Annotated in this window: 21 protein-coding genes; 16 read left to right on the top strand and 5 right to left on the bottom strand. The window is 71.6% G+C overall.

Translation table 11 applies throughout. The features are described from left to right. Positions 1-170: 170 nt before the first annotated feature. Positions 171-623, top strand: a complete 453-nt coding sequence (locus OV090_RS41445; RefSeq protein WP_267710407.1) for a KGG domain-containing protein — start codon at positions 171-173, stop codon at positions 621-623. A gap of 331 nt (positions 624-954) precedes the next feature. Then, a complete protein-coding gene (locus OV090_RS41440) occupies positions 955-1,362 on the top strand; it encodes a GFA family protein (protein ID WP_276600426.1) in 408 nt (135 codons plus the stop codon). Between the two features lie 31 nt (positions 1,363-1,393). On the opposite strand, the gene OV090_RS41435 is transcribed toward OV090_RS41440, so the two are convergent. Next, on the bottom strand, positions 1,394-1,942 hold the full coding sequence (locus OV090_RS41435; RefSeq protein WP_267710405.1) for a hypothetical protein: 549 nt from the start codon (positions 1,940-1,942) through the stop codon (positions 1,394-1,396). Between the two features lie 938 nt (positions 1,943-2,880). Here OV090_RS41435 and OV090_RS41430 point away from each other — a divergent pair. Beyond that, a complete protein-coding gene (locus OV090_RS41430; RefSeq protein ID WP_267710404.1) occupies positions 2,881-3,513 on the top strand; it encodes a hypothetical protein in 633 nt (210 codons plus the stop codon). Positions 3,514-3,615: 102 nt separating this feature from the next. On the opposite strand, the gene OV090_RS41425 is transcribed toward OV090_RS41430, so the two are convergent. The 3 genes from OV090_RS41425 to OV090_RS41415 all read right to left on the bottom strand — a co-directional run bounded on the left by OV090_RS41425 (position 3,616) and on the right by OV090_RS41415 (position 8,236). Next, complete coding sequence (locus OV090_RS41425) at positions 3,616-4,362, bottom strand: SMI1/KNR4 family protein (RefSeq protein ID WP_267710403.1); 747 nt, start codon at positions 4,360-4,362, stop codon at positions 3,616-3,618. Positions 4,363-4,584: 222 nt separating this feature from the next. Continuing rightward, positions 4,585-7,509, bottom strand: coding sequence for a protein kinase (locus tag OV090_RS41420; RefSeq protein WP_267710402.1), 2,925 nt, complete (start codon positions 7,507-7,509; stop codon positions 4,585-4,587). 97 nt (positions 7,510-7,606) lie between these two features. Further along, positions 7,607-8,236, bottom strand: coding sequence for a sigma-70 family RNA polymerase sigma factor (locus tag OV090_RS41415; RefSeq protein ID WP_267710401.1), 630 nt, complete (start codon positions 8,234-8,236; stop codon positions 7,607-7,609). A gap of 121 nt (positions 8,237-8,357) precedes the next feature. Here OV090_RS41415 and OV090_RS41410 point away from each other — a divergent pair, with 121 nt between their 5' ends. From OV090_RS41410 to OV090_RS41375, 8 genes are all read left to right on the top strand, one after another. Further along, positions 8,358-8,753, top strand: a complete 396-nt coding sequence (locus tag OV090_RS41410; protein ID WP_267710400.1) for a DUF6010 family protein — start codon at positions 8,358-8,360, stop codon at positions 8,751-8,753. A 165-nt stretch (positions 8,754-8,918) separates the two neighbouring features. Continuing rightward, positions 8,919-9,077 carry a hypothetical protein gene (locus OV090_RS41405; RefSeq protein ID WP_267710399.1) on the top strand — a complete coding sequence of 53 codons (159 nt, stop codon included), beginning with the start codon at positions 8,919-8,921 and terminating at the stop codon, positions 9,075-9,077. A gap of 357 nt (positions 9,078-9,434) precedes the next feature. Continuing rightward, the gene (tssE, locus tag OV090_RS41400; RefSeq protein WP_267710398.1) at positions 9,435-9,854 is read left to right on the top strand and encodes a type VI secretion system baseplate subunit TssE; all 420 of its coding nucleotides are present in this window, start codon (positions 9,435-9,437) and stop codon (positions 9,852-9,854) included. A gap of 7 nt (positions 9,855-9,861) precedes the next feature. Beyond that, positions 9,862-11,592: a type VI secretion system baseplate subunit TssF gene (gene tssF, locus OV090_RS41395; RefSeq protein WP_267710397.1), complete on the top strand. Its 1,731-nt coding sequence runs from the start codon at positions 9,862-9,864 to the stop codon at positions 11,590-11,592. Then, positions 11,568-12,602, top strand: coding sequence for a type VI secretion system baseplate subunit TssG (gene tssG, locus OV090_RS41390; RefSeq protein WP_267710396.1), 1,035 nt, complete (start codon positions 11,568-11,570; stop codon positions 12,600-12,602). Before tssF ends, tssG begins: the two co-directional genes overlap by 25 nt. Next, entirely contained in the window at positions 12,599-13,966 is a 1,368-nt protein-coding gene (locus tag OV090_RS41385; protein WP_267710395.1) for an FHA domain-containing protein, read from the top strand. The genes tssG and OV090_RS41385 overlap by 4 nt, the downstream gene beginning before the upstream one ends. Continuing rightward, the gene (locus OV090_RS41380) at positions 13,959-14,906 is read left to right on the top strand and encodes a hypothetical protein (protein ID WP_267710394.1); all 948 of its coding nucleotides are present in this window, start codon (positions 13,959-13,961) and stop codon (positions 14,904-14,906) included. The genes OV090_RS41385 and OV090_RS41380 overlap by 8 nt, the downstream gene beginning before the upstream one ends. A 511-nt stretch (positions 14,907-15,417) precedes the next feature. Beyond that, positions 15,418-16,482, top strand: coding sequence for an FG-GAP-like repeat-containing protein (locus OV090_RS41375; protein WP_267710393.1), 1,065 nt, complete (start codon positions 15,418-15,420; stop codon positions 16,480-16,482). Positions 16,483-16,994: 512 nt separating this feature from the next. Here OV090_RS41375 and OV090_RS41370 read toward each other — a convergent pair. Then, positions 16,995-17,570, bottom strand: coding sequence for a hypothetical protein (locus OV090_RS41370; protein ID WP_267710392.1), 576 nt, complete (start codon positions 17,568-17,570; stop codon positions 16,995-16,997). A gap of 195 nt (positions 17,571-17,765) precedes the next feature. Between OV090_RS41370 and OV090_RS41365 the strand changes: the two genes are divergently transcribed. From OV090_RS41365 to OV090_RS41345, 5 genes are all read left to right on the top strand, one after another. Further along, the gene (locus tag OV090_RS41365; protein ID WP_267710391.1) at positions 17,766-19,523 is read left to right on the top strand and encodes an ATPase, T2SS/T4P/T4SS family; all 1,758 of its coding nucleotides are present in this window, start codon (positions 17,766-17,768) and stop codon (positions 19,521-19,523) included. A gap of 89 nt (positions 19,524-19,612) precedes the next feature. After that, positions 19,613-20,410 carry a type VI secretion system lipoprotein TssJ gene (gene tssJ / locus OV090_RS41360; protein ID WP_267710390.1) on the top strand — a complete coding sequence of 266 codons (798 nt, stop codon included), beginning with the start codon at positions 19,613-19,615 and terminating at the stop codon, positions 20,408-20,410. Between the two features lie 19 nt (positions 20,411-20,429). Further along, the gene (gene tssK, locus OV090_RS41355; RefSeq protein WP_267710389.1) at positions 20,430-21,794 is read left to right on the top strand and encodes a type VI secretion system baseplate subunit TssK; all 1,365 of its coding nucleotides are present in this window, start codon (positions 20,430-20,432) and stop codon (positions 21,792-21,794) included. A gap of 3 nt (positions 21,795-21,797) precedes the next feature. Continuing rightward, positions 21,798-22,466 (top strand): DotU family type IV/VI secretion system protein, encoded by a 669-nt coding sequence (locus tag OV090_RS41350; RefSeq protein WP_267710388.1) that lies wholly within the window; start codon positions 21,798-21,800, stop codon positions 22,464-22,466. 5 nt (positions 22,467-22,471) lie between these two features. After that, positions 22,472-26,026: a type VI secretion protein IcmF/TssM N-terminal domain-containing protein gene (locus OV090_RS41345; protein ID WP_267712122.1), complete on the top strand. Its 3,555-nt coding sequence runs from the start codon at positions 22,472-22,474 to the stop codon at positions 26,024-26,026.

Here is a 26,026-nt window from a genome sequence, read left to right as displayed (position 1 = left end):
TTCCGCTCACGATGCCCGCGAGTCCACCGAACGTCGGTCGCGGCGACGAAATGCAGTACGGTGAATGAGACGCCGCTGCCATGAATCGCGCCGACCGCCCGGGGACGACGCGGCGAGCCATCGACGGCCCGCCGCGAACCAACGCCAAGCACGGAAAGCGAGTATTAGTCATGGCAAACAACAGCGACAGCAAGAATCAGAACCGCGACCAGGACCGCAGCCAGAGCCGCAATCAGGACCGCGACCAGAACCGCGGGGAGGGCCGAGGCTTCGCCGGGATGGACGAGGACAAGCAGCGCGAGATCGCCAGCATGGGCGGTCGCGCGGCCCACGAGAAGGGCACCGCGCACGAGTTCACGCCCGAGGAGGCGCGCGAGGCCGGTCGTAAGGGCGGCGAGGCGGTGAGCCAGGACCGCGAGCACATGGCCGAGATCGGGGCCAAGGGCGGCCAGGCGTCGCACGGCGGCGGGCAGAACCAGCGCCGCGACGAGGGCACCCGCAGCGAGCGTGACGACGACGACGACAACAATCGGCGGTCGCGTTCGCAGAATCAGGGCCAGGGCGGCCAGGGCGGCCAGGGCGGCCAGGGCGGCCAGGGCGGCCGCGGCGGCGATAGGCGCTGATGGCCGGGCCGCGACGGACGGCGCGCTCGTCCCGGTATCCGGGGCGAGCGGCCGTCTCGATGACGGCGCCTCAGGGACGAGCGCCGTTCGCCGTGACGCTCGGTGGGTCGATCCGCACCGCGATCACGGGTTCGAGTCAGCGAAGCGTTTTTTTTGTTTCGGCAGCGACCGCGCCCAGGCACCGGAGGGAGTTGCCGCCGGGCGCCACGCACAGCGTCGTGCGGACGCGTCGTTGCCACCGACGGGCTGCCCGGGCTACGCTCGGGCGCCCGTCGTCGCGTGAGGCGGGCCGAGACTCCACCGCCACGATTCTCTTTTAAAAAACAAAACAATGCGTTCTCGAACAGCTTCTTGCTCTTGCGGTCAGTTGCGCATCGAAGTGCAGGGCGAACCCCTCGGGGTCGGGGTGTGCCACTGTCTGGCCTGTCAGCGCCGGACCGGCAGCGTCTTCGCTGCGCTGGCCGCCTTCGCCGCGCCGTACGAGGTCTCCGGCACCGCGACGGAGTACGTCCACGTCGGCGACCAGGGCGGGCGCTTCACCTTCCGCTTCTGCCCGGTGTGCGGGACGACCGTGTTCCACACTGAAGAGGGGCATGAACAATCGACGGTGCTCGTCGCGGTCGGTGCGTTCGCCGACCCGAGCTTCCCCGCGCCCGAGGATTCGGTCTACGACTGCCGCCGGCACTCGTGGGTGCAGCTGCCGCCGGGCGTGACGACGTTCGAAAAAGACCCGACCTAGCTCCGGCATGCCGGCCACCTCTCGCCTCGTGCTAATTGTGTTGGCGGCCGGCTGTGCCATCGAGCGCGTCGAGCCGATGCGAGAGCGCCAGAACGAGCAGCGTGCCGCCGAGCCGGCGGCGCCGGCGCGCGGCATCGGCGACGCGCGCGTGGTTCAGCTGGTCGGGGACGCCGACGACATCTGCGCGCTGCTCGACGACGGCGAGGTCGCGTGTTGGGGCGAGCATTTCGGGGAGGTGCCGGGACGGATCGCCGGCCTGGGTGGGGCGACGGCGATCGCGCTCGGGCAGGAGCACCTCTGCGTGCTTCACGAGGATCACACTGTATCGTGCGGCGGATCGAACAAGGACGGCCAATTGGGCCGTGAAGACCCGCAGGTCGGGTTGCCGTTCGCACGCGTGGACGGGCTCGGGGAGGTGACCGCCGTGTTCGTCGGAGGACACGACACGTGTGTGCGCGGCACCGGGCCCGGGTTGTTGTGTTGGGGTCGCTCCTTCCCACGAAAAGAAGACGGCGATTCGCGCGTGGCGCTGTACCGCAATCACGAGATCGTGGCGGCCGGTGTCGCGGATTACGATCACGTGGCCCTGACGACGACGGGAGAGGTGTCGTGGTGGGGCCTCCCGCGGTACTTCGCGTCCCACGACGGCCGCTACCACGCGTGGCCCGAGGCCCCGGCGCCTGTGCAGCTGCCCGGTCGAGCGCGCGACGTCTGTGCGGGGCCGTATCACAGCTGCGCGGTCGTCGAAGCAGGGACGGTGCATTGCTGGGGGAACTCGGGTGTGTTCAATCAGCGCCTCGGGTTCGAGTGGCCGAAAGAATGGTCGGGAGCTGGCGCGCGTGCGCGGCGCTACGGGCCGGGTCGATCGTGTGTTGGGGCAGCGCGCACCTCGGGGCCGATCCATCGGGCGAGAGCGTGCTGCCGGTAGCCGTGAGCCGCGGCGAATGACAGCCGCGACGTTGCCGCCGGGACCCCGAGCACGCGAACCGAGAGCGGCCGAGCGCGGGCCCGCGGGGCGAGCCTGGCCCGCCGTGAGCGCGAGCGGAGCGCCCCTCGATCGTGCCACGGGGTGAAACCCGTTGCAGCGGCGGGAGTGACGATTTCACGCAGTCACGCGGATTGTCCGGACGCGTGACCGCTGTTCTGTGAGTGATCGATCTCTGTCCTCGTATCATCGCGGTCGCGCGCGCACCCCGACCGACACGCTGGGCCGCAGGGACGATGTTTTCTCTTATTAAAAGAAAACGAGAGAGGCGGTCCTATGAGTCGGCGGTCGGCGCGCGAATGCGAAGTCGGCGCCGGGACCGCCGGTTTTTGCCACCGGTGCAAAGAATGACTTGACAAGTCGGAGCGACAAATTGAAATGTGTCAAAGTGCGGCGGGCGAGACGGGCCGTCGCGTTGCGATGATTCGATCGATGTCTCGATCGCGCGAGGCGTGCAGGCAATGCGCGATCGGCGGCGAATGACGCGCTCGATCGCGGGCCGTCCGTACGACTCGACACCGGAAGGGGACACCATGACTCAGTCAGACGACAACCGTGCGCGATACTATCGGGTCTCGGCCGCGAAGTGGCCGATCGAGAAGTACCTGCTGTGCGACAGCGCGCGGGAGGCGGCCGAGGAGTTCGCCGCGCTGTTCGACTTCGGCGACCTGTTCGACCAGGTCGAGATCACGGTGTCGCTGGCGGACGCGCGCGGCAGGCGGCAAACGCAGCAGTTCACGGTCCGCAGCTCGAACATGCGGGTGTACGAGGCGGTGTGGGTCGAGAACGTGAGCGAGCCGGAGCCGGAGGAGGTGCTTGATTTCGAGGAGCTGGGGGAGATCCGCGAGGTCCCGCTCGAGGGCGCGTTCGATGATTCGTTCATCCGCGAGGACGACCTCGAGGAGGACGACGAGTTCGACGAATGGGTGCAGCGCGAGGAGTCCGGGCCGTTCTCGGAGCTGTTGCCGGAGGACGCGGGGGCTGCGGCGGTGGACGAGCCGACCGTGTTGAAGATCCTGGCCGCCGCCAACGAGACCGACCCGCCGGACGACGAGCCCGACGACAGCTCGAGCTCCGGGCTGCGCCGCCTGGCCGGACTGGCGACCCGCGGTTACGGCACCCTCGTCAGGGGGCTGTTCGGGCGCCGGCGCCGACGCGCGGCCTGAGCGCCGGGGTATCACGCGCTCGCAGCGGCGCGAGCGCGGCAATGGCTGTAGATGTCCGGAGAGACAGATACCCCGTGGGGCGGTGATTCGCCCTCGCTGCTGTCACTCGTCGTCCTGCTCTTCGCTCTCTTCGTCATCCTCGTCGTCGCTGTAGCCGTCGTCGTCGAGCTTGGCGAGCAGGGCGTCGAGCTCGAATTGCTTCGTCCACGCCTCGACGCGCTTCGGCTTGCGGCTCCAGCCGATGCCAACGCCGTGCTCGTAGCGGTCGACGCCGAACAGGGCGAGAGTCAGGTCGAGGTAGACCGGGAACGACACGAAATCGGACGAGTCCATGTCGGCGCCGTAATCGGTCGAGACGACCATCACGGGCGTCGGCCCGAGGACGAGGTCGCCGTGGTGGTAGCGGGCGTAGTTGTCGACGCACACGGCGCGGACCTCCGGCTGGGGGTCGAGCGGCGCGCCGAACAGCAGCTCCTGGTGGTCGGGCTGGATCTCGTTGACGTGCGAGTCCTCCTCCCACGACGGCGACATGGCGCGGCGGACCGGCAGGAGGTTGATGCAGCCGGGCGGATGATTGTCGTCGGGGCCGTCGAAGGCGGCGGTGCGCTCGTACTCCTCGCCCTTGAGGCCCCACTCGAGGAAGACGCCGTCGTGGGCCTCGTAGAAAGCGCGGATCTCCGGCGGCAGGGGCATGCCGATCGCAGCCTCGGCGGCCGCGAGGTCGGCGGCGCTCGCCGGCGGGCGGACGACGACCTCGTAGACCTCGATCTTCGGGTGCTTGCGGAGGGCCGCGACCATCGCGTCGAAGCGGGCGCGGAAGGAGTGGGCAGGAGCGCGCTTGCGGGCCATGCGGGGGCCAGTGTACCTGCAGACGCCCGGGCGCGAGCGGCCGAAGCGGGCCTCTTCGGTCGCTCGCGGACGTCCTCGGGGAGCTGCGAGGACTTCGGGGGCGGCTCGTCGCCTGTGGATGAAAGATACCCGCACGAGGCTCGGGCGGGCCCGCCATGATTCAGGGGACCTGGTAAGCGCTCATTCGCTGCATTGCAATCGTGTTCGGCGGAGCCGCGGGTCTCATCGATGGATGGGAATCATCGGTGTCGCATTCGACGGGGCTGCGAGCAGGGCGGCGAGCCGGCGGAGCTCCGGATCGCGGGACTGTGATTCGCGCGAGGCGGGGCGGAAGGCCCAGGCGTGATCGGGCGCGCGCTCGAGGCGGGCGAGGGCGCGAGGCAGCGGATCGGGCAGGGCGTCGTGGGCCCGCGTGGCGGCGAGGCGGGCGTCGACGAGCGCGCGAGCGCGGGCGAGGTCGTCCTGGGCGGCCGCGAGGTCGCCGAGCGCGTGGTGGGTGAGGCCGAGCAGCGCGACGATCGGCAGCCGCGACACGTGATCGGGTCCCACCAGAGCCTCGTGCTCGCGCAGGGCCTCGCGCAGGCTGGCCTCGGCGGCGCGCGGGCGATCGTCGGCGAGCGCGAGGCGGGCCTCGTCGAGGTGGACGTCGACCAGGCGCAGGCGGGCGAGGCCGTGGCTGGCGGCCAGGCCCTCGCGGGCGCGCGCGAGCTCGCGGGCGGCGCCGACCCGATCGCCCTGCAGCGCCAGCAGGCGGCCGCGGACCCGCGCGAGCGCCGGGGCGAAGCGGTCGTCGAGCTCGGATGCGCTTTGAGACATGTCCTCGAGGACATCAAGATCGCGCGCCGCGACGTCGCGGTCGCCGCGGGCCAAGCGGACCTCGACGAGGGTGAGCTGCAACCAGCCGCGGCGGGCGGAGGCGGCCGGATCGACGGTGCGCCGCAGCGTGGCGCGGGCGGCGGTCAGGGCCTCCTCGGCGCGATCGAACAGGCCGAGGCCGAGGTAGGCGCGGGCCAGGGTGAGCGCGAGGTCGAGGCCGAGGGCGGGGCGTCCGGGGTGGACGGCGAGGGTCGCCAGGCCGTGGCGGGCGGCGTCCTCGGCGAGCTCGAACTCGCCGAGCTCGGCGAAGGCCTGCGCGGCGACGGTGAGCGGCACGAGCAACTCACGGGTGAAGCCGGAGGTGACGCCGACGATCTTCGAGCGCCACGAGGGCCCGTCCGCGGAGGGCATCGTGATCCGATGCAGGCGCTGGGCGAGGGTCAGCCCGGGCGTGGCTTCGCGGCCCTCGAACAGCGCGACGTGGTCGAGGCGCGAGGTCCCGGTGGCGGCGCCGAGGAGGAGCTGCATGTCGAGGGCGTCGAGTTCGAAGCTCGGCAGCTCGGCCCGCGCGGCGGTGACGGCGGCGAACGCAGCCTCAAGGGCCGCCCAGGCGCCGCGCCGGTCGCCGACGGTGAACTTCACCCGCGCCACGGCCTCGCGGCCGGCGAGGGCGAGCGAGGTCTCGCTCGCGGTAGCGGCGGCGACCGCCGCGGTGAACTGGCGCTCGGCGCCGGCGTGGTCGCCGGTGCGCTCGGCCAGCACGCCGCGGAGGAGCTGGGCGCGGACGAGCTGCTCGTGGCGCTGCACCTCGGGGTCGTCGGACCAGGTGGTGGCGACGAGGTGGTCGGGGTCGAGGCAGCGAGCGGGGCGCGGCAAGAAGAAGAAGCGGTGCTCGGTCCGGGTCGTCGATTCGCCGGCGACCTCGAGGTTGGTGGCGAGGTCGCGGCGGGTGGCGTCGAAGCAGCGCTGCATCTGTCTTTGCAACCAGGTCGCGTCGGCGACGCGGGCCGGCGGGCGCACGCAGGCCTCGACGCGGCGGTCTCGCCAGTGCTCGGCCTCGCCTTCGAGCTCGTGATCGATGCCCTCGAGCTCGGGGCCGATCGGCCGCGCGGCGGTGATGCCCCGGGCGCGCAGGACGGCCATGCGCGCCTCGGGGCGCCACACCTCGGCGAGCTCGGCGTCGGCCGCCGCTTCGCAGGCGCGCTGGTGGCGGTGCTCGTGGGCGAGCGGAACGACGAGGCCGAGGGCCAGGGCGCCGAGGCCGAGCGCGGCGCCGGCGAACCACCGGCGACGGACGCGGTCGCGGTCGCGGTCGCGCCCGAGCTCGGCGAGCAGGGCGGTCATCGACGGCCAGCGCGCAGCGGGGTCGCGGGCGAGGCCGCGGACCACGGCGGCGTGCAGCCACGCGGGCACCTGCGAGCCGGCGGGCGGGTCGACGAGGCAGCCGCGTTCCAGCGCGCGATAGAGATCGGCGACGGTCGGGCCGTCGTAGGGGCGCACGCCGTACAGCGCCTCGAACAGGGTGACGCAGAAGCTGAACTGATCGCTGCGCGCGTCGTGGACGTGATCGTGGAACTGCTCGAGGGCCATGTACGCCGGCGTGCCGACGAGCACGCCGGTGCGGGTCAGGGCGGTCAGCGGCTCGGCGCCCGGCGAGCCGCTCGCGTGGGGGTCGTCGGCGTCGCCGAGCGAGCGGGCCAGGCCGAAGTCGAACACGCGCGCGCGCCCGTCGTCGCCGAGGACGACGTTGCTGGGCTTGAAGTCGCGGTGGACCAAACCCGCGGCGTGGACCGCTGCGAGGCCGCGACCGGCGTCCAGCAGCACCGCGAGCACCTCCCGCCACGGCCGCGGGCAAGCGCGCAGCCAGGCGTACAGGGTCTGCCCGGGGACGTACTCCATCGCCACGAAGGCGCGACCGTCGGCGACCCCGACCTCGAACACCTGGACGACGTTGGGGTGCGACAGACGGGCCAGGGCGAGCGCCTCGCGCTGCAGCCGCGGCCCGGACTGCTCCTCGTGCAGCAGCTTGAGCGCGACCTGGCGGGCGAGGCGATCGTCGTCGGCGAGGTAGACCGTGCCCATGCTGCCCTGCCCGAGGCGGCGGCAGATCTGGTAGGGACCGACGCGCACCACCTCGGCGGGCCTGTCGAACAGCTCGGCGGCGAGGGCGGCCTTGTGGACGCGGTGCTCGAGGTCTTGCGCGAGCCTGGGCCGCGGCAGGCAAGGCGCGAGCGTCGAGTCGGGCGCGCCGGACAGGTCGCGCGGGTCGTGGGCGGTCACGTCCGCCATCTCGAGGAGGATGTTGTGCTGGGAAGTCGCTGCCAGGGCCATGTCGGTCTCCGGCGCGGTGGTTCCGCGAGCAGGTCGGCTTGCTTAAGGTCGCGGCGATTTTTTTTCGTCGCCGGCCCGGGCGCGCTCGCGCTCGCGATCATCGTTCGGCCCCGCGCACGTGGACGCGGACGGCGGCGATCCACCGCTCGAGCCCGGCGAGGGTGCTCTCGACGAGATTCGGCGAGCGCGCGGCGGCGGCGAGGCTCTCCTCGAGCAGCTGCCGGCCGCGTCGCACCCGCGAGCGCGCCGTGCCCGGCGGCAAGCCCAGCGCCGCGGCGATCTCGTCGGTGGTCATGCTCTCCCAGTAGTGCAGCTCGAGCACGACCTGGTAGTCGAGCGGCAGGCGCTGCAGCGCGGCCAGCAAGAGCCGCAGCTCCTGGCCCGAGGCGGCGTGCTGGCTCGGCGAGGGCTGGCAGTCGGCGACCGAGAGCTGCTCGAAGTCGACGACGGCGCGCTCGCCGACGCGGCCGCGGTAGTGGCGGCACAGCTGGCGGTAGGCGATGCCGAACAGCCAGCTGCGGAACTCGCCGTCGCCGCGGAAGTTCGCCAGGCCCTCGACGCAGCCGAGGAAGGTCCGCTGGATCAGGTCGCGGGCGCCGTCGCCGTCGACCTTGTTGAAGAAGAAGCGGGCGACCGGCTCGTAGTAGCGGTCGAACAGCGCGTGGCCGGCCGCGCGGTCGCCCTGCCGCCAGGCGTCGACGAGCTCGCGATCGGAGGCCGGGTCCACCAGAGCCGAGAGTAGAGGTTCGCCGCCGGCCGTCAACCCGCGCGAGGCTGGCCGAAACCGGGCGATCGTTGGCGTCCTCGCCGCTGGTCGGCGCCCGGCCGCGGCGGCACGCTGGCCGGCGATGCCCCACGCGTTCACAGTCCAGGACGCGGCCCTCGCGGTCGCGGTCGCCTTCGTGTTCGTGCTGCTGGTCTCGCGCCTGCGCGAGCCGACGCGCCACCAGTTCATGGCGATCTTCGTCGCCGGAGCCGGCTCGGCCTACCTCGGCGGCGGCCTCGGCGGGTGGGAATTCGCGTTCGCTGCGGCCGCCTCCTACGCGGCGTTCCGCGGCCTGGCGTCGTACCGCTGGATCGCCGCGGCCTGGCTGATGCACGTCGGCTGGGACGTCGCGCATCACCTGTGGGGCCAGCCGATCGTGCCGTTCGTGCCGACGTCGTCGGCCCAGTGCGCAGTCACCGATTCGCTGCTGGCGGTATGGTTCTATTACGGGGCGCCGACTCTGGGCCCGCGGCGGTGAACTCGGCGGGTGTCCCGAGAGACATGTGATGCGTCTTCGTGGACATGTCCTCGAGAGCAGGCGCTGCGCGCTGGCCGGCCGCGGCCGCGAGTTCGTGGCGACCGCGCTGGCCCACGGGGTGACGCCCGAGCCTGCCCGAACGGCGAGACGGCGGCGTGGGAGGCGGTGCAGCACGGGACGAGCGACGCGGAGGCGGCCGAGATCGTGAGGCTGTCGATGGGAGCCGGCGGGTCGGCCAAGGCGACCTACGACCCGCGGACGCCGGTCGAGATCGCGGCGGCGAAGCAGTGGCCCCGCACCAGCGCGGCCCTCGCCGGCCGGTGAGGCGCGAGGCCGCGTGTGCGAGGAGATCCACAGGGCGCCCGGCCGAGGCGCGCCACCGCGTCCGCGTCGTCGCCGCGAGGCCGCGCGGACGCAGATCGGGGCGGGCCCGCTCTCGCGGGTTCCACCCGGAGTCGCGACGCGGCGAAGCTCGACGCGCGACCGGTGGATGTCTTTTTAGACCTGTCTGAACGGTCATGTGATGTGGGCGGGCGTCCGCCGCGCGTGCTCGCATGCGCGCGCTCGCGCGGGGCGGCGAGGCGGGAGCCGTCTGGTCCGCGGCCCCGCCTGCCTGCTATCGTCGCAGTCCGCCGGGCCGGGAGGCGCGGCGTCGCGCGCACGGGGGGATCGAGCAGGCCGATGAATTCCACGAGCCAGGGGTCGGGCCCGAGAGCGCCGCGCCGGGGGTTGCTGGCGCGGCTGTCGACAGGTGGGCAGCGGATCGGCGAGCTCGAGTCGATCGTGACGCACCTGCAGGAGCTGCTCAACACGCGCGCCGGGGAGTCGCTGTCGGCGTCCGACTTCGGCATCGTCGACTTCGCCGACGTCGTGCACAACTTCCCCGAGGCGACGCAGGTGCTGCAGCAGAGCATCCGCGCGACGATCCTCAAGTACGAGCCGCGCCTGCGCAACGTCTCGGTCCACCCGGTCCCGAGCGGCGACACGCTGATGATCGCGTTCGAGGTGTCGGCGCGGCTGGCCAGCGGGGCCCAGCGCGGGGTGTTCCGCGTGCGCACCGAGATGACGTCGACCGGCAAGATCCAGGTCTCGGGACGGTGAGACGACGATGAGCTTTTCGCACTACTACAAGAGCGAGCTCGCGTTCATCACCGAGATGGCGCGCGCGTTCGCGGAGGCCAACCCCGCCACCGCCGGCCTGCTCAAGGAGCGCAGCAGCGACCCGGACGTCGAGCGGCTGATCGAGGCGTTCGCGTTCCAGGCGGCCGGCATCCGCGCGCGCATGGACGCGGTGGCGCCGAGCATCGTCCATGGGCTCGCCGAGCTGCTGCTGCCGCACTACCTGCGGCCGCTGCCGGCGAGCACGATCGTCGAGTTCCAGCCCAACATGCGGGCGCTGCGGAACCGCCACAAGGTGGCGAAGGGCCGGGTGCTGCAGTCACGCCTGGTCGAAGGGACAGCCTGCAAGTTCCGCACGTGCTGGGACGTCGACCTCGCGCCGGTCGAGGTGGTCGACGCGTCGCTCGACGACTCGGTGGCGGCCCGCCCGGCGATCAAGATCACCCTGCGGCTGTCGGAGACCGGCAAGGGCGTGCTGGCCGAGTGCGAGCGGCTGCGGTTCTTCCTCCACCACCGCGAGCCGTCGCTGCCGGCGACATTGATGATGTGGCTGTCGCGCCACTTCACCGGCGCGACCGCCAAGACCGGCGAGGGCGAGGGCGGCACGGTGCAGCTCGGGGCCAAGGCGGTCGAGCTGGTCGGGCTGTCGCGCGACACCGCGGTGTTCCCGTGGCCCGACACCGCGCCGACCGGCTACCGCGCGATCCTCGAGTACTTCACGCTGCCGGAGAAGTACCACTTCTTCGACCTCCTCGGCCTCGAGAAGGTCAAGCTGACCACCAACGAGCTGACGCTGCGCCTCGAGTTCGAGCGCCCGCCGCCGCTGCCGACCCAGGTCGGCAAGGACACGTTCCGCCTCCACTGCACGCCCGCAGTCAACCTGTTCGAGGTCGCGGCCGAGCCGGTGCAGTACTCGCCGCTCGAGCGCGAGCACCTGCTGCGGGCCGACGGCGTCGACCCCAGGCACATGGAGGTCTACGAGGTCCGCGGCGTGACCGGGGTCGGCCGCGCGACCAACACGCGGCGCCAGTTCCTGCCGTTTTATCGCTTCACACATGCCGGCGCGGCCCGCTCGACGCCGCACTACTCGCTGCGCCGGGTCGAGGCGATCGACGACGGGGTCGACACGTACATCACGCTCGACGAGCCGGCCGGCTCGGCGCCGACGCAAGAGGAGTCGGTGTCGATCGAGCTGGTGTGCACCAACCGCGGCCTGCCGCGCGAGCTGCAGCCGGGCCAGATCACCGAGACGACGCCGGGCGCGATGTTCCGCGGCTACGAGAACATCACCCAGGTGACCGCGCCGATCCGCGTGCCGCTCGGCTCCGAGGCGCTGTGGCGCATGCTGTCGCATCTGGCGATCGGCCAGCGCGGCCTGGTCGAGGTCGAGGCGCTGCGCGCGTTGCTCGGGCTCTACAACCTCCAGGGCCTCGGCAACGTGCAGATCGGCCGCGGCAACGAGCGCCAGATCGAGTCGGTGCGCCGGCTGCAGCGCGAGACGGTGACGCGGCTGGTCTACGGCATCCCGATCCGGGCGGTCCGCACCCGCATCGAGCTCGACGAGACCGGCTTCCCCTCGGCCGGCAACGCGTTCGTGTTCGGCGCGGTGCTCAACGCCCTGTTCGGCTCGCTCGTCAGCCTCAACGCGGCCAGCGAGGTCGTCATCACCCTCGTCCCCTCCAAGGCGGAGTTCGCGTGGCCCGTGCAGATCGGCCTGTAAAAGAGACGGCGGAGTCGTGGGCCGAGCGCCTGGCCGAAGCGCCAGGTCTGGTCGACTTCTTCACCGCGGTCGACGTGCTGACGGCGGCCACCAAGGGCGGCGAGCTCGGGGCCGGCGAGCGCTTCCAGGACGAGCGGGTGCTGCTCGCCCACGCGCCCGGGCTCGGCTTCCTGCGCGCCGAGGTCGAGTCGGTCGCGCTCGAGCGCGGCGCCGACGGCCTGCGCGCGCGCCTGGTCGCCGACTTCTTCGGCCTGACCGGCGCGGCCACGCCGCTGCCGCTGCACATGGCCGAAGAGGCAGATCGCGACGACGACCACGGCGAGGTCGTGCGCGGGGTGCTCGGCCTGTTCCACCATCGCCTGCTCAGCCTCCTGTACCGCGGGGTCCGCCAGCTCGACTACCCGGGCGGCTTCCGCGAGGACGGCAAGGACCCGTGGACGCTGCGCGTGCTGGCGCTGCTCGGCGTCGGCGAGCGGCAGCGGGCGCTGTCGGTCGGCCAGCTGCTGCGCCTGGCGCCGGTGCTGGCCTCGGGCGTGCGCTCGCCGCAGATGCTCGAGGCGGCGCTGCGGATCGCCCTCGACGACTGCCTCGGCACGGCGTCGATCCGCTGCGAGCCGTTCACCGGCGAGTGGATGCCGATCGATCCGGCCGAGTGGTCGCGCCTCGGCGGCGCGACCGCCAGCGTCGGCGCGACGACGGTGCTCGGCACCAGCGTGATGCACCGCTCCGGCGCGGCGCGGGTGGTGGTCGGCCCGCTGTCGGGCGACAACTACAAGGAGTTCACGCCCGGCGGCCGCGCCTACGAGCGCGCCGCGGAGGTGCTCGACACCTTCCTCGACGAGCCGCTCCACCTCGACATGATCCTCGAGATCCAGGACATGACGTACCCGCCGGCCCGCCTCGGCGAGCGCCGGCTGGCCGACGATCTGTGGCTGGCCCGCAGCAAGCAAGCCGGCCTCACCACCCGCATGGCAGTGCCGATGGGCAAGCGGCGCGAGGGAGCGGCGTGATCAAAGGACAGGTCCCGAAGTTCAGCTTGGTCGTCACTGTGATCGACACCGAGGAGCACCGGCAGAAGCGCCACGAGTTCCAGCGCGGCCCGGTGCGGATCGGTCGCGACCCCGGGAACGAGCTCCACCTGCCGTACAAGTTCGTGTCGTCGTGGCACGCGGTCGCCAAGTTCGACGCCCGCGGCGCCCGCGTCGAGGACCTCGGCGGCGCCAACGGCCTCAGCGTCGACGGCCAGCGCGTCGCCTCCGGCGGCCGGGTCGAGGTCCGCGGCCGCGTGAAGATCAGCATCGGCCCGGTCGAGCTGCTGTTCGAACACAAGGTCGAGGGCGCGCAGCAACAGCAGCAGCAGGACGGTCCGCCCGACCTGCTCGAAGAGCCAGCTTCGCGCGGCGCCCGACCCCGCGGCTCGGCGCCCGGGCCGACGCCGCCGGACGAGCTGCACATGCGCGACCGCCGGTCGGCGCAGGGCGAGCTCGGCGACGGCGACGAGCCGCCGTCGCTGATCCCCGAGGGCGGCACGCAGCAGATGAACCTGTCGCGGCTGCACCAGGCGATCCTGCGCCTGCGGCCGATGTACGAGAAGCTCCGCGAGGGCCACTCGGCCTGGGACGCGGCGTTCTCGGCGGCGATCGCCGAGCTGTCGACGGGGCGCGACCGCGGCGAGGCGCTGCTGCTGCAGCGCGAGTTCCCGCCGCTGTCCTTCGGGACAGGTAGCGAAGGGCCGGCCGCGCTCGATCAGGGCGGCGCCGAGTTCTACCAGCAGGCCGAGCTCGGCGCGGTCGCCCAGGCGGCCGAGCAGGTGCTCGAGGGCCTGCGCCCGCCCGGCAACGTCGACGAGACGCGCCGCTTCCTCGACCGCTGCGTCGCCGCGCTGCGGGCCTTCGCGGTCGCGACCGTGGAGCTGCAGGAGCTGATGCACCGCCAGGGCGGCGAGCTCGGGGTGCGCATCGAGGGCGAGGAAAACCCGCTGCTGATCGCCGAGTCGGAGGGCGACCTGCTGCGCTACCTGCTCGACTGGCGAGCGACCCGCGAGGAGCGGGCGCACCAGCTGGCGGAGGTGTTCGCGGCGGCGATGGCCCACCTGCGCGGGGCGCTGCGGGGAACGGTCGGCGGCGGGCAGAAGGTCGGCGAGACGCTGTCGCCGCGGGAGATCGAGCGCTCGGTGACTGCGGCGTGGCCGACCCGCGCGGGGGCGCTGTGGCGCCGCTTCGAGGAGCGCTACGAGTCGGTGTTCGGCGACGGCGACGAGGGCCTGGGCAAGGTGTTCCGCAGCGCGGCCGGACGAGCGATCCGCGAGGAGCTGGCGCGCGCCGGCATCCGCGTGCAGTCGAACGAGGACGCCGAGGAGGAAGAAGATGCGTAGGTCGATGATGACGATGTTCGCCGGGACGGCGCTGCTCCTCGCCGCCGGCGCCTGCAAGCCGAAGGAGCGCGACATGCCGATCTGCCCGTCGATGGTGGCGGCGGAGCGCGCCAGCGAGGCCGACACTCAGACCCTGCCGGTCGACGTGTGGTACTCGGTGCTGGTCCGCAACTTCAACCGCATGGCGATGGAGCCGCCCGACGAGCCGCGCGAGTGCAGCGGCAGGCCGATCGAGGTGACCTGGCCCGACAACCTCAAGGAGGACCCGCGAGCCACCGCGCGCCCGCTCGACAAGCGCCGCCTCGGCGACGGCGACGTGACGTTCACGCAGGGCGAAGACGGGGCGCTGCTGGTGTGGGCGCGCATCCAGGACCTCGGCAACGGCGACGCGCTCGGGCCGGTAGCGCTGGTCCGGTGGGTCGAGCGCGGCCTCGAGGTCCGCGGGATCGGCAGCGTCCAGGCCCCCGCGCAGCGGGCCCGCCTGCGCCTCGAGCCGCTCGGCGAGGACTCGAAGGTGCTGGTGGTCGAGAGCGAGATCTGTCCCAAAGAGCAGGGCGCCGGCAAGTGCTCGCGCGAGGCCCAGCTGCTGCCGCTGGTCGAGCAGCGCTTCGTCAGCGCGCCGATGATCGAGGACGGGGTCGACATCGGCCCGGCCCGCTTCGTCCTGTCCGACCACTTCGAGCTGACGCTCAAGGACGGGTGGATCCGCCGCTACGACCTGGTCCGCTTGCTCAAGTTCGAGAAGGGCGTGCCGATCGTCGACGAGACGATCCGCAGCAAGGACTGCGACCCCAAGAACACCGCGACGCCCTGCGAGGAGCGCATCGACGCCGCCGAGAAGCGCCCGCTGGTGTTCAAAGACGGGGTGTTCATCGCGCCGCGCAGCGCATGGACCCGTACGCGGCTCGAGAACACCACGCAGGTGCCCACCGGCGGGTAAGCGCGAGGCCCAACGCGAGTTGCGGGGAACCAACGCGAGTTCGCGTGGGAACGCAACTCGTGCGGGTTGGCCGAAGAGGCGAACGAGTGCTCCACTCCTGTGGCCCTGACGGGCGCAGGAGGCGGATGTGCCGCGGATTCGCACCAACATCGATACTGGCAGATGGCACCGCCGTCCTCCATGGGCGATGCCGAGGCGGCGCTCGGTCATCGGCGGCGACGGACACGCGCCGGGGACAGGGCAGGCGCAGCGGCATATGCTGCTCGGGGTCCTTGGATTCGTCCTGGCTTGTGGTGATGAGCCCGCGCCGGCGTCATTTCCTGAGTGCGGCGACGGGATCGAGGTCGACAGGGAGGTCTGTGTGCAGGTCGAGCGCAAACCCTCGACCTTCGCCGGAAGGGTGCTGCTACCCGGTGATTTCGATGGCGACGGCGCGCAGGAGTATTACGTCGATGACGGAGGACTGGGCGGACACTTCGGGCTGATACGCGAACGGCCGCACGCCTGGGAGGTGGTGCATCGGGGCGAGTTCGTCGACGAGGACGGGCTCCAGCACGCGGTCTACCGTGCGAGCTCGCGAGATTTCGACGGCGACGGCTTCACCGACCTGCTGGCGTTCATGCAGTACGAGTATTCGTCGTACGACGTCCAGTCGTTTACGTTCCTCGGCCTCACGCTACATGCCCGACCCGGCTACCAGTTCGACTACGAACGGTACCTCTCCTGGGAGTACGACATCGAGTTCGACGAGCCGGAGAGCCGGTTCGACGGGGCGTTCGCCGACTTCGACGGCGATGGCGCGACGGAGCTGGTGTTCGCGCCCAATCTCCACCGGGCTTACGTGTTCCGCGTGAAGCCCGACGCGCCCCCGGGAGAGCTGTTCGAGCTCGAGCAAGAGCTCGACCTCCGGCCGTTCGCGGCGCAGGACAACATCGTCACCGTGGTGGTCGATCTGGACGGAGACGGGCGCGACGACCTGGTGCTCGTGGACGGGTTCGGGCGGGTGTGGACGATGCGGAGCGACCCGCAGGGGCTGCTCGTGCCGGGGACGCTGACCGACGCGCCGGTGTTGCCGTCCGTGGCGGGCACGGTGCTCGCGCGAGACCTGGACGGTGACGGCATCGTCGATCTCGTCGCTGGGAACACGACGCACAAGATGGGGGCCCTGACGCCGGGAGTGTTTGCGATCGCGCGAGGGCGTATGGACGGCAGCTTCGCCACGAGCGCGGCGTGGACCGAGAGCGAGGGCCCCACTCAGACGTCGTCGCCCTTCGGGCCTCAGCTCTGCTACGTCCACCTCGTGCTGCTCGACCTCGACGCGAGCGGCTACCCGGCGCTGGTGTACGCGTTGCCCGAGTCGCGCAAGCTGGTGGTGCATCCTCAGGTCGGTCGCACGCGCGGGGACGAGGCGATCGAGTTCCCGCTCGACCTCGAGCCCGCGGGGATCTTCGCCGATCCGCAGCCGGATGGCACGGTCGATCTGCTGGTCTCGCTGTGGCTCGACGACAACGGCACCGAGGACGACCCGTCGGACGACCGCGGGCCGTTCATCGATCGCTACCGCGTCGATCCGTGAAGGGCGGCAGAGCAGGAGCGCGGGTCGATCCCGGGTGATGCTCGTCGATGCGGTCGCTCCTGCGACCGGAGGGTGAGGAGATCGCGTGTCCCGGAGAACATGTCGAAAAAGACATGCTCGTTCGAGGCCCCGACTCCTCTCGCTCGAGGGCGGCGCGCAGTGATCGGCGGAGCTCTGTCCGATGGACGTCACGAAAGGCGAGCTGGACCGGCGGGCACGGGCGGGGACGACTGCGGCGCTGCGGGGACGACGGAGTCCGGGACGCGATGGCGACGTCTCGGTGCCCGTGATCGACAGCGACGACGCGCGGCCGACGAGATCGACGCCCGAGCCGGGGCGTCCGGCGAACTGGGGTTCGCCCGGCAGATCGAACGGGCGCTTCGGCGCGGGAGCAGATCTGCCGCGGGAGGCTCGCGGCGGGCAGCTGTCCGGGCATACGCGGGCGCGCGAGCGCCTGACTCGAGGGTCAGGCGATCGCGCGGGCCGGGTGCGAGCTGTCCTTGCGGACAGGTTCAGTCGGCGCCGCCGGCGCGCTCGACGGCGGAGCGGGTCGGGCGGTAGGTGTCCTTGCGGATCTGCAGGTCGATCGTGAGGACCTTGCCGGACTTGCGGACCACCGCGAACACCTCGTTGGCCTCGGCCAGCGAGCGTTGCTTGGTGTAGCGCAGCTGGTTGCGCTTGAAGGTGTTACGGCGGTAGCTGACCGGCTCGTCGAACTTCTCGCGGTCGGGCACCTTGATGAGGGTGTAGCGATCGAGCTCCGTCTGGGCGAAGGCGTAGGCGCAGGCGGTGTCCTCGCACTCGTTGTCGAAGCTGACCCACAGCACCGGCATGCCGTTGTGCTCGGTGGTCGAGAGGACCTTGCCCGGGGTGTTCTTGCCGATGATGCGCTCGAGCGGGCGGTAGGCGCCGCGCTCGGTGATCTTGCGCTTGGTGACGTCGTAGCTCTGATTGACCGACGACTCGCGGTAGATCGAGATGAGCTTCTTGTTGGGGACCACGCGCAGGGTCTTGAGCTCGGAGTCCTTCTCTTTGATGCGTCCGAGCTCGCCCGGAGTGAGATCGAGCCGGCGAGCGCATGCGCTCACGGTCAGAGCCGTGAGGAGGAGCACCGCCAGGGGTCGACACCAGGCGAGCTTGCCTCGAAGGACAGAGTTCGAAGGCGCCCGCAGATTCATGTGCCGATCCACCTGGCTCATGGGTACCATAGGCCTTACCTTGCCCGCCCGACTCGAGTCAATCATGTCGAGCAGGCCGCCGCGCGCGCGCGGGAGCAACCACTGATGATCCGCGTCACGATCCGCCGCCAAGACTCCAGCCAGGACGAGGTTCACGAGTTCACGCTGCCGCAGATCACGGTCGGTCGCGTCGACCGCAACCACGTGGTGTTGCCCAACAACCGCGTGTCCAGCGTCCACGCCCGCGTGATCGAGAACGAAGAGGGCATCGTGCTGGTCGACAACAACTCGACCAACGGCACCTTCGTCAACGGCGAGATGGTGCGGGGCCCGGTGGTGCTCGCGCCGCACGACGCCGTCGACATCGGCGTGTTCACGCTCCACTTCGAGCGGGCCGAGGAGGGCCACGAGGTCCAGGAGTCGTACTCGGCGGGGCCCGACTTCGAGGACCCGCAGGCCTACGGCGAGGGCCAGGAGCCGGGCGAGTACGACGAGTTCCAGGGCGGTCCGGAGCCGATCGGCGAGCCGCCCGATCTGCTGCTCGGCTCGGCCGAGCCGACGCCCGCCGATCCGATCGCGGCGCAGGACGTGCCCGTGCGCATGGTCGAGCAGGTCGGCCCGCCCGGCAGCGGATCGTTCCGGATCTCCCCGGAGACCGCCGACGCGCCGGCCCGGCCCTACGGCGCGGATATGCGCCGCACCGCCGTCGCGCCGCGCCGCACCGAGCCCGATCCGGAGCCGCCGCGCACGCTCGACGACGCGCTCGCGCTGGCGTTCCGCCAGACCTCGGAGGCGCTGCTCGGCGAGCCCCCGGGGCCGCAAGCGCGAGTCCGCGCGCTCGCGGCCGCGCGCGAGATCGTCGAGCGCACGCTGACGATGGCCGACCCCCGCCAGCGGCGGCAGTGGATCGACTGGCTGGCGCAGGAGGTCGCGGGCACCGGTCCCCTCGACGACATCCTCGCCGACGCCGCGGTGTCGGAGGTGCTGGTCTCCGGCGCGAGCCACATCGAGGTCCGGCGCGGCGAGCAGCGCTCGCGCCATCCGGCCCGCTTCTCGTGCGAGCAGGCGGTCGGCCTGGCGCTCGAGCGGCTGATCGGCACGCGCACCACCGCGACCGCGCCGATCGTCGACGGCGTCACCGAGGCCGGCGTGGCAGTCCACGCCGTCGGGCGACCGATCGCCGCCTCCGGCCCGATCCTCGTGCTGAGCCGCGCGGCGGGCGACACGCTGTCGCTGGCGCAGCTCGGCGAGCGCAAGACGCTGTCGCCCGCGGCCGCCGAGATGCTGGCGGCGGCGCTGCGGCAGCGCCTCAATTTCCTTGTGTGTTCATCGACCCGCGCCGACGCGACCGCGCTGCTCGGGGCGATGGCGATGGAGCTGCCGGGCGACGTCCGGGTGGTCGTGGTCCACCGCGGTCCGGTGCCGGCGGCGCTGGCGAGCCGGGCGATCGTCCTCGACGCGGGGCGCGACGCCGCCGCGGCGGTGCGCAGCGCGGCGCGGATGCGACCCGACTTTCTGTTCGTACAGGACGTCGGCGGGGTCGAGGTCGCGGAGCTGTGCGCGACGGCGAGGCGCCCCGGCGGGGCGACGATCGCGGTGCTCGCGGCCGACAACGTCGAGGTCGGGCTCGAGCGGATGCAGGCGACGCTGGCGCTGACGTCGGCGGGCGCCGATCCGGCGCACCTGCGGGCCTACGTGGCGGGCTGCTTCGACGTGGTGGTGGCGCTGCGTCGCTCGCTGTCGGGGCGCGATATCGTCGCGCAGGTGGCGGAGCTGCGGCGCGGCGATCTCGTGGAGCTGTTCGCGCGCGGCGACGACGAGTCGGCGCTGCAGTCGACCGGTGTCACACCCACGCTGGTGTGACGCGCTCGCGCCCCTGCGGCGCGTGAGCGGCATCGAGCACGGCGAATCGTCGTGCTAGAGCTGCGGCGGTTTCTGCTAAGTTCGCCGCTGTGACAGGGCGCGAGGGAAGGGTGCCGTCGGCGGTCGTGTGGCCCGCGGCGCTGGTGTTGGCCGCGGCGGCGTTCGGCTGCCGGGCCGGTGACGAGTCGAAGCCGCCGTGCGAGGCCCAGCCGGGCGTGCAGGCGCTGGTCCAGGTGTCCGACGTGGTCAACGTCGGCGAGGGCGGCGAGTCGTGGCCGACGACGCTGGTGGTCTACCAGCTGAAGGGCATCACCAGCCTCGATCAGCCGCTCGACCCGGACGCGATGGCGACCGAGGGCGAGAAGGTGTTCGGCGACGAGTTCATCGACAAGCGCGAGCTGGTCGCCTACCCGTCGACGGCCGACAAGCTGACGCGCGACAAGATGACCATCGCGCTCAAGCCGAACACCACGCACCTGGTGGTGGTGGCCCAGTTCCGCGAGAAGATCGGCTCGGCCTGGTACGCCTCGATGGCGGTGCCGCCGAACACCCGCGAGGACCAGTGCGCCGCGGTGGCCGAGGACGAGGAGCCGCGGCTGCCGTGCCTCTACGTCTCGCTCGAGCGCAGCGAGCTGACCGGCGGGGCGTTCGCGCCGTCGGGCTTCGAGCTGTCGACCTTCGAGACGGTGTGCGCGGCGCCGTCGACGGCCAAGAAGAAGCCGAAGAAGAAGAAAAAGAAGGCCGAGATGCCGAAGGTGCCGAAGACGCCGCAGGTGCCGAAGACCCCGACGACGCCGTCGACCCCGTCGACGCCGAGCGCCCCGTCGGCCCCGAGCATGCCGTCGAAGCCGACGGCGCCCACCGCCCCGAAGCTGCCCGGACGCTAGGACTGGAGAGGATGACGCGATGCTGAGCGGACGACCCGTGTGGAACGAGGGGATGCTGCTGTGCCCGCAGCACATGCAGCAGCAGGACCTGTATCACGAGCAGAACCTGGCGGCGCGGCTGGGGGTGATGACCGCGCTGAGCTGGGGCGTCGCGGCGATCTCGTTCGACGCCGGCGCGATCAAGGCGGGCCAGCTGGCGCTCACCGCCTTCCGCGGCGTCCTGCCCGACGGCACCGCCGTGATGTTCGAGGCGACCAGCCAGAGCCGCCCGGCGAGCCGGCCGATCGGCCCGGCGTTCCCGCCGAGCATGCGCTCGGTCGAGGTGTTCCTGGCCCTGCCGACCCTGCGCGAGGGCGTGGCCAACTACGCCGGCGCCGAGGTCACCGCGGGGCTGCAGCGCTACAAGACGGTCACGCGCAACGTGTTCGACCTGACTCTGGCCCGCAGCGAGCGCGAGCTGCAGTTCAGCGAGCCTAACCTGGTGCTGCTGTTCGGCAGCGAGCCGCGCGACGACTACGCCGCGATCAAGGTCGCCGAGATCGTGCGCGACGAGACCGGCGGGTTCCGCCTCAACGACGAGTACATCCCGCCGTGCCTGACGATCGGCGCCGCGCCGGCGCTGCTCGCCTCGCTGCAGGACCTGCTCAGCCTGTCGGTGACCAAGCGGCGCCGCCTCGCCGAGGAGCGGCGCACCCGCGACGGCGTGCGCATCGAGTTCAACGCCCAGGACATCACCCGCTACCTCTTCCTGCAGACCTTGAGCGGCGCGATCCCGGTGCTCAAGCACTTCAGCGAGGCGCCGGCGACGTCGCCGTGGCCGGTGTACGTCGAGCTGTCGCGGCTGTGCGGCGCGCTGATGACGTTCTCGTCGGAGGGCGACCCGGCCGAGCTGCCGGCGTTCCAGTACAACGACCTGCAGGGCGCGTTCGGCAAGCTGACGAACGAGATCAAGCGGCTGCTGGGCCTCGTGATCCAGGAGGCGTTCGTGACGGTGCCGCTGCGGGCCCGCCAGGACAACTCGTGGATCGGCGAGCTCCGCGACGATCGCCTGCAGCGCTGCACGCAGTGGGTGCTCGCGGTCGAGGCCGAGGGCGAGCAGCAGCAGGTCGCCAACGAGGTGCCCGAGCTGGCCAAGATCGCCAGCTGGAAGCGCATCCCGCTGGTCGTGAAGAACAACGTGCTCGGCGTGCCGCTGAAGACCGCCCACCGCCCGCCGCCGGAGATCCCGATCCGGCCGCGGCAGGTCTACTTCATGGTCACCACCGACGACCCGCACTGGCGCGAGATCCTCAACGAGCGGACCATCGCCATCTACATCAAGCCGCCCTACGACCCGCGGCGGGCCAAGGTCACGCTCATGGGGATCTTGGCGCGGGAGGACTAGCGCATGCACCGGATCTACGAGGTGACGCGGGTCTGCTTCGACCACGCGCTCCTGCTGAATCAGCCGGAGGGCGTCGCCGACGTGGCGACGCTCCACCGCAGCGCGGTCGACCAGGTCGAGAGCACCGAGGCCGCGGCGCGCAAGGCCGGGTTCGGGGCCGAGAACGCCCGGCTCATCAAGTACGCGCTGGTCGCCTTCATCGACGAGGTCGCCCAGGCCACCCCGGGTCCGGTCGCCGACTTCTGGGTCGACCACCTGCTGCAGCGCGACTACTTCAACGAGGTCCGGGCCGGCGAGAACTTCTTCGTCCACCTCGAGAAGCTGCTCGGCGCCCGCCGCGACGACGAGGACGCGCTCGACGTGCTGCAGGTGTACGCGACCTGCCTGTTCCTCGGGTTCCGCGGCAAGTACGTCGCGCGGTCGAACGAGCGCGGCTTCGACGAATTGTGCCGCCGCGTCGGCGACAAGCTGAAGGACCGGCTCGCGCTCGAGGACGGGCTGCCGCCGCCGGCCGAGGCCGAGTGGAAGCGTCCGAGTCGCACCAGTAACATCGCCGTCTGGATCGGCGCGATCGCGCTGCTGTTCTCGGTCGCGCTGCTGTGCGGCTACGAGAGCGAGCTGTCCGAGGACGCCGACGCGCTGGCGGGCCGGCTGCAGGAGGGCGTGCCGTGAAGGGGATGATCTACGTCCTGACGTTCGCCGGCGCGGCGATCGCCGCCGTCGTCGCCGCGGTCCGCTACCTCAGGCTGCCGCAGGAGTACGTGTGGTGGACGGCGGCGCTGATGGCGGTCGTCGTCCTCATCGCCGGCATCGTCACCTTCATCAACTTCTTGCGGGCCAAGAAGGCGGCGGTCGACAAGGCCAACCCGAAGGCCAGCCAGGAGCAGCTCGACTTCGACAACCGGCTGCGCGACGTCGCGGCCACCATCAAGCACGTCGAGCGCCACCAGAAGTCGACCGCGCCGGCGCGGCCGCGCTTCGTCAGCGCCCGCGCCGACACGCCGTGGGTCGCGGTGCTCGGCCTGCAGGGCCAGGGCAAGACGCGCCTGCTCGGCGGGCCGCACCCGAAGCGCCTGCCGGAGTACGACCACAACGGCCCCGTAAAAGGCGCCGACGCCAGCGCCGCGCCCGAGGACCGTCCGCGGCTGTTCAGCGCCCCGGGCCAGGCGGTGTTCGTCGAGGTCCCGCACGCGCTCGCGCACCGCGAGGACCTGCGCAAGTCGTGGCTCGCGGAGCTCAAGCTGCTGAACAAGCGCAGCCAGCCGCTGCACGCGATCGTCCTGTGCGTCGCCGCCGACGACCTCGTCACCGCGGCCGACCCGATCGCCCGCGCCGGCGAGATCGGCGACCTGCTCGCCGCCGAGGTCTCGGACCTGGTGACGAACCTGCAGGTCCACGTGCCGGTGTTCCTGGTGGTCACCCGCCTCGACCGCCTGTCGGGCTTCGGCGACGTGCTCGCCGCGTTCGAGAACCTGAGCGCGCCGCTGGGCTTCGAGCTGCCCGACGGCCGCAGCGAGGAGCTCGCGGTCAAGGAGCTGCGCTCGCGCTTCGACGCGCTGGCCGGCTGGCTCGACCGCCGCGCGCTGCGCCTGCTCAGCCGCTTCCGCGAGCCCGATCCGCCGCGCCAGGGCCGGATCTACACCCTCGTGCAGCAGATCGCCGGCATGCAGGAGCCGCTCGCCGCCATCGCCCAGCGCGTGCTCGCGGCCCGCGGCGGCGACCCGGTGCGCCTGCGCGGCGTGTTCCTCACCAGCGCGCTGCAGGACGGCGAGCCGGTCGTCGACGCTGTCCTCGAGAACCTGGCCAAAAAGACACGCGGCAACTTCACCCCGGCCTTGCCCGACCCGGCGTCGAGCAAGCGGATCTTCGCCGAGGAGCTGGTCGGCACCCACGTGCTGCGGGCCGGCGGCCTGGCGCGTCGGACCACCCGCGCGCTGCAGCGGTCGACGTTCAAGCGGGTCGCCGTCGGCGCGTCGCTCGGCATGGTCGGCCTGTACGTCGCGCTCGACTCGGCCGGCGCGGCCGGCCGCAACCGCGAGCTCAACCAGCAGACCGCCGACGCCAGCGCCGCGGCCGCGGCCGAGCTCGGCGGGCGCCGGCGCGTCCCGGTCGAGAGCGGCAAGATCGTGCCGCTGCGCGAGCTCCTGGCCCGCTGGGAGGACGAGAGCGGCGACGACCGCGACGACGTGCGCGAGTGGGGCCTGTTCCGCGACGAGGTCGTGCCGCCGCTGCGCACCTTCTACAAGAAGGCGATGTTCGCCGGCGTGACCTCGACCCTGCGCGACAAGGCCGAGGCCGAGCTGCGTGACTTCGCGGCCCGCTTCGAGTCGCCGGAGCTGATCCCCGACATCGAGGATCGGGTGCGCAACCGGCTGTCGCTGCGGTTCTACTTGCTCGTCACCGGCGACAAGAAGAACTACGAGATGCAGCCGATCACGCAGGAGTCGAAGTTCCTGCGCGAGACGCTGCGGATCCGCTGGTCCGGCAGCGCACGCACGCAGACCGGCACGGCCGAGTACGCGGCGATCGAGCGCGCGGTCGACAAGTACATCGACCTCGCCCAGGACAGCGACTTCAACCTGCCGCGCGAGGCGCCGCTCATCGAGCAGGTGCAGGAGATCCTCAAGCGCGAGGACTCGGTGCGCGCCGAGGTCGACAAGATCGTCGACGAGGTCAACGGCATCCAGGAGCTGTCGAAGATCAACCTGCGCACGCTGACCGGCCTGCCGGACCTCGAGAACGACGGCACCGAGGTGCGGGCGGCGTTCACGATCGAGGGCTGGGCCTACGTCAAGCGCGAGCTGGCGAGCGCGCTCGAGGCCGACTCGTGGGTGCTCGGGCTCGACCAGGCCCAGGCCAGCTCGCGCCAGCGCCGGCGCGGCGCCGAGATGCGGACCGAGTACTTCAAGATGTACACGGAGGAGTGGCGCCGCTTCATCCAGCGCACGCGCATCGCCCCGCCGACCAGCCTCGACGAGGGCAAGCGGCTGATGGGCGAGCTGGTCAAGGGCCCGCGCCTGCCGCTGTGGCGGGTGTTCGCGGAGCTCAAGCGCCACAGCGAGATCACCGACGACTACGACTACGGCGACAACAAGTCGCTGATGGCCCTGCTGAGCAAGGACAAGGACAAGAACACCGGCGGCCTCGTCAAGGCGGACGCGGTGCGCAAGGAGTTCGCGCGCCTGGTGATCTTCGGCGTCGCCCCCGAGGGCAAGGAGGGCGCCGCCGGGCTCGACCAGTACCACGGGCGGCTCAAGGAGCTGCGCGACGCGATCGGCAAGGCGCTCGAGAACAAGGAAGAGGAGAAGGCGCTGGTCGAGCAGCTGCGCGGCGCGATCGACTTCACCAAGTCGCTCGTGCAGGACGCCGAGCTCGACACCTGGACGGCGGGCACGACCAAGCTGCTGGTCACGCCGCTCGAGGAGCTGCTGCGCATGCTGGTCCGCGACCAGGGCACCGGCGCGGTGGCCGACTGGTGCGCGCGCATCGTCGACCCGATGTACGAGCGCTTCGACGGCCGCTACCCGTTCGCCGCCGACTCGCGCAGCGACGCGGCGGTGGCCGACTTCGAGGAGTTCTTCCACCCCGAGAATGGCTTCATCCGCAAGGCCCGCGAGGAGCTCTTGTCCGGCTACGTCGTGCTCGAGGGCAACACCGTCGAGCTGCGCGACCGCGGCCGCAACGACGGGCCCAAGCTCGACTCCGGCGTGATCCGCTTCCTCAACCGCGCCCAGGACATCGGCACGGTGTTCTTCCAGAACGAGGAGCTGCGCGTCGACTTCGAGCTGATCCTCGCCTGCAACCCGCAGGTCAGCAAGGTCGAGGTCTCGATCGAGGGCAAGAAGATCGACTTCGCGTGCGGCAACGAGAAGCCGACCCTGATGCGCTGGCCCGGCAAGGAGGAGCACGGCGCCTCGCTCAAGGCCTACGGGCGCCAGGGCAACAAGGTGCTAGCGATGTCCGGCGAGTGGGGCCTGTTCGAGCTGCTCGAGAAGCCGCCGTCGGCGGTGCCGGAGTTCAAGGGTGACGAGGTCATCAACTTCCGCTTCGACATGACGTCGTACAACCTCGGCCAGCTCGACGTGCGCGTGCGGCCGCGCCGGGTCCGCGGCGGCACCGCGTTCTTCGGCCTGCCGAACGGCAGCAAGCAGTTCCTGTCGCTGGTCCGCGCCGCCGACGTGCTGCCGCCGAAGCGGCTGTTCACCAACATGACGCCCTGCGGAGGCAGCTGA

The sequence above is a fragment of the Nannocystis sp. RBIL2 genome (assembly GCF_026626745.1).
GTDB lineage: Bacteria > Myxococcota_A > Polyangia > Nannocystales > Nannocystaceae > Nannocystis.
This window is presented reverse-complemented; position numbering and strand designations above follow the sequence as displayed.